Origin of the sequence: Phytoactinopolyspora endophytica (genome assembly GCF_004138495.1) — a bacterium.
GTDB classification, from domain to species: domain Bacteria; phylum Actinomycetota; class Actinomycetes; order Jiangellales; family Jiangellaceae; genus Phytoactinopolyspora; species Phytoactinopolyspora endophytica.
Window position 1 is genome coordinate 35,027 of sequence record NZ_ML142864.1, and the last position, 3,623, is coordinate 38,649.

Below are 3,623 nucleotides of genomic sequence, written 5' to 3' on the forward strand. Positions count from 1 at the left end.
TCAGCTCGCCGTCGTCGAGAGCGATGCGCCAGCTCATGTGGAGCAGCTCGGTGTTGTCGAGGGTCCGGCCGCCGGAGCCGGCGTCCGGTCTGCGGCGCCGGGTGAGTGGGCCGGACGTCGGGATCACGGCCGTGACGTTCAGCTCGCCCGCCAGCTCTTCTGGCCACAGCATTCCGACACCCGCCGCAGCCAGGCGTTCCGTGGTTCCGGCCAGGAGGTCCGTGACCTCGTCGTCGTCGAGCGGTAGTCGGTCAGGGATCTGCTGCTGCAGCAAGCGTTCCAGGGGTGACCAGATCGTGGCGGCTCTGCGGAGCGAAAGCATCGTGTCCGTCCTCGCGCCCGGCCCGAACTCGTCCGGGTGGGCCCAGAGCTCCGTGGCATCGACGACGACGGACTCGTCGGCCAGGCTGTGCACGCGGACGACGGCGACGAACCGTCCGTCGGCGCGCTCGGCGTCCAACGAGGTCAGGCCCCCGGGCAGCTCGATGCGGAACGAGATGCGCACACCGGCGTCCATGTCGGGAACGGCAAGGTAGTCCGCAACAGCGTCGAGGTACGCACGGACATGGGTGACACTGTCCGGCGCCGTGGACTCGAGCGCCTCGATCCGTGCCGTGGCGTCGTCGTCCAGTTCGCCCAGTCGCCAGCCGATTGGCCGACGGCCTGCGGGAATCGGCGCGATGTGTCGCCGGCTGACCAGCTCCAGCGCCGTGACTGTCGCGTCTCGCCAGAACCTGACCGTCGGATGGACGACGCCGCGCGCCTGGTCCTGGCAGAGCGCGGGTACCGCTTCGGCGAGGGAGAGCTCGGCGAGCGCGTCAGAGCCATCGGGCGCGTGGAACACCAGATGACCGCTGCGAGGCGGGTCCTTGGGCTCGAAGGTGGTGGGACATCCTCGAAGTTCGGCCTCCACTGCCTACCTTTCCTTGTGCATGTGCCCATGATCATCGACCGTTGGCCCGACGATGGCGCGGCCAGTACGGTGATGATCATGGAATTCTTGGTGCGCTGATCTTCAACGTATGGCGTACGCAGAATAATTCCCAGCGGTGCCGGACCGAGTGTGGGCCGGGTTCAGAGTGAACCGAGGGCCGCAACGGTCATGCCGGCCTTCTCGCACACCCAGTGCGGCTCCGGGCCCAGCTCTGGCTCGATGCGCAGCTCGTGGGGCGATGTGTCGTCACAGGCGATGCAGCGCGGCCAGCGTCCGAGGCCGCCGTCGAGCATCCGGTCCTGCACGTCCTGGGCTACCTGACCGGCCACGAACTCCGCGCCGTCCGGCCACTGCTCGACCCACCAGCGACGTTCCGTCACGACCTGGTCGAGAACGTCGACAACCTTGGCCGAGTCGGTGCCTCGTGTGTTCAGGTCGCGAAGTACCTGCGCCCGTGCGGCGAACAGTACGTCGTCGATGGTCACGTTCAGCTCTCCCTTGTCTGGCTCGAGGCTGCGGAGGACCGGAACTCCGGCACTTCCACATCCTCGATATTGTCAGGTTCTCCGGCTGGGGCCGAAGGCGATATACATGGTGCGGGCTGGTCCGAAACGACCGGCATGGGGGTGGCACACTGTTCTGTCATGCAGCCGCTTCTCGAAGTCATCGCGCTCGGACCGGGCGACGCCGCCGGTGCCGTTGAAGGCGGCGCGGACCGGCTGGAAGTGGTGGCGGACATGCGCGCCGACGGGCTGACTCCCGCCGTGCAGACGGTCCGGGACCTCAAACGCGAATGCGACCTCCCGCTGCGGGTTATGCTCCGCGCCAACGATGGCTTCGCGACGAGCGGCTCCGAGCTGTCCCGCCTGATGGGCGCGGCGCACCAACTGTATGCGGTGGGCGCCGACGGGTTCGTCCTCGGCTTCCTCAACCCGGCCGTCGAGATCGACGTCGACGCGGTTCTGACCCTGGTGGAAGAGCTCAGCGACGCGCCGTGGACGTTCCACCGGGCGATCGACCAGACACTCGACCACGACGCCGCCTGGGACGTCGTGGTGGATCTGCCCGGTATCGACACTGTGCTGACCGCAGGCTCCGCACGTGGCGTGTCCGACGGCCTGGACGATCTGTGCCGCAGGGCCGCCGACGACTCGAAGGTCGCGGCTTTGATGATGGCCGGGGGAGGCCTCGCACCTGACCACGTGCCATGGCTGGCCCGCGCGGGTGTGCGCAAGTTCCATGTCGGCTCGGCCGCCCGCCCGGGCAGGTCGTGGAAGGCATACGTGGATGCCGCGCTGGTGCGTTCGTGGCGGATGCTGATCGACGACGCTGTAGCGTCGGCGCTGTGATACTTGTCGATCCGCCCACGTGGCCGAGGCACGGCCGGCTCTGGTCCCACCTGGTGTCCGACGAGTCATACGAAGAGCTGCATGAGTTCGCCGCCGAGCTAGGTGTGCCGTCCCGTAGCTTCGACGGCGATCACTATGACCTTCCTGACTCGATGTACGACGCGGCCGTCCACGCCGGCGCGACGCCGGTCAGCGGCCGTGAGCTCGTCGCCCGGCTCAACGCCTCCGGCCTGCGGCGGCGTAAGGGCACCCGTGGCCGGAGCTGAGTTCCCGAATGCCTTGGAACTCGTGTCTTCCGCGTGGGCGAGTGCACCACGCGTGAGGAGTGGGCAACACTGAAGGACATGGGCAGCCGAAGGACACGTGAGCTTCTCACTACGGTGGACGAGTGGGCCGAGGCGACGCCCGAGTCGCGTAACCGTGCGGTCGACTTTCTTCGCGTCGCCGCGATCGCCGTGGTTGTGCTGTTTCATTGGGTCCTGTCGATCACGCAGCGCGAGGACGGCAACCTCACCAACCCCAACCCGGTCGAGGACATCGCCGGTGGCTGGCTACTGACCTGGGTCTTCCAGATCATGCCCCTGTTCTTCGTCATCGGCGGCTTCGCCAACCTGACCAGCTGGGAGGCGGTGCGCCGGCGGTCTGCTCAGGCCGCGAGGAAAGCCGGGGACGCGGCGGTCGCACCGCAGACGGCGGACGACGGGCGTGGCCGATCGTTCGGCTACGGTTTCTCGGCCGACGCCCGGACATTCCTGGGCAAGCGGCTCAGCCGCTTGTTGCTGCCGAGCCTGCTGTTCGCCATTGTCTGGGCAATCGTCGACATCGTCGCCCGGCTGTCGATCACGGACTACGACGGCGCGCTCACCGAGATGCCGATCGTCTTCACTCCGCTGTGGTTTCTGGGGGCGTACGTCGGAGTGACCTTCCTGGTGCCGGTGACGGCGACGGTGCACCGCCGGTTCGGGGTGCTTGCGACCATCGCGCTAGGCGTCGTCGTCGCGGGCGTGGATCTTGGACGATTCGGCCTCGACGTGGGATGGCTCGGAGCTGTGAACACGGCCCTGGTCTGGGTTTTCGTCCATCAGCTCGGCTATCTCTGGCGGGACGGTGCCTTGGACTCCGTGTTTCGGAGGTGGGCCTGCGTCGTCGTCGGCGTCGCAGCGGTCGCGCTTGCCACGGGGCTCGATGACTATCCGCGGTCGATGGTCTCCATACCCAGCGAACGCATCAGCCACATGCTTCCGACGACGGCCGTCATCGCGGCGCTGGCGGTCGCACAGGTGGGCGTGGCGACACTCATCGCCCCGGCGATCGGCCGGTGGCTCCACCGGCGGATGCCC

At 67.8% G+C, this 3,623-nt stretch carries 5 protein-coding genes; 3 read left to right on the forward strand and 2 right to left on the reverse strand.

All coding sequences use genetic code 11. The annotated features are described in order from the left end of the window. Together ELR45_RS25345 and ELR45_RS25350 are read right to left on the reverse strand one after the other, a co-directional pair. A partial coding sequence (locus ELR45_RS25345; protein ID WP_205857243.1) for an SNF2 helicase-associated domain-containing protein occupies positions 1-913 on the reverse strand: 913 nt, incomplete at its 3' end. Between the two features lie 161 nt (positions 914-1,074). Then, positions 1,075-1,419: a hypothetical protein gene (locus tag ELR45_RS25350; RefSeq protein ID WP_129668834.1), complete on the reverse strand. Its 345-nt coding sequence runs from the start codon at positions 1,417-1,419 to the stop codon at positions 1,075-1,077. A gap of 159 nt (positions 1,420-1,578) precedes the next feature. Here ELR45_RS25350 and ELR45_RS25355 point away from each other — a divergent pair, with 159 nt between their 5' ends. From ELR45_RS25355 to ELR45_RS25365, 3 genes are all read left to right on the forward strand, one after another. Further along, positions 1,579-2,283, forward strand: a complete 705-nt coding sequence (locus ELR45_RS25355; RefSeq protein ID WP_129668835.1) for a copper homeostasis protein CutC — start codon at positions 1,579-1,581, stop codon at positions 2,281-2,283. After that, positions 2,280-2,549, forward strand: a complete 270-nt coding sequence (locus ELR45_RS25360) for a DUF4031 domain-containing protein (protein ID WP_129668836.1) — start codon at positions 2,280-2,282, stop codon at positions 2,547-2,549. Before ELR45_RS25355 ends, ELR45_RS25360 begins: the two co-directional genes overlap by 4 nt. Positions 2,550-2,627: 78 nt before the next feature. Continuing rightward, positions 2,628-3,623 (forward strand): acyltransferase family protein (locus ELR45_RS25365; protein WP_165368092.1); only part of this gene is annotated, 996 nt, incomplete at its 3' end.

Excerpts from the sequence above, each read along its gene's own strand:
- ELR45_RS25355 (WP_129668835.1), top strand. The coding sequence starts at position 1,579 with ATGCAGCCGCTTCTCGAAGTCATCGCGCTCGGACCGGGCGACGCCGCC.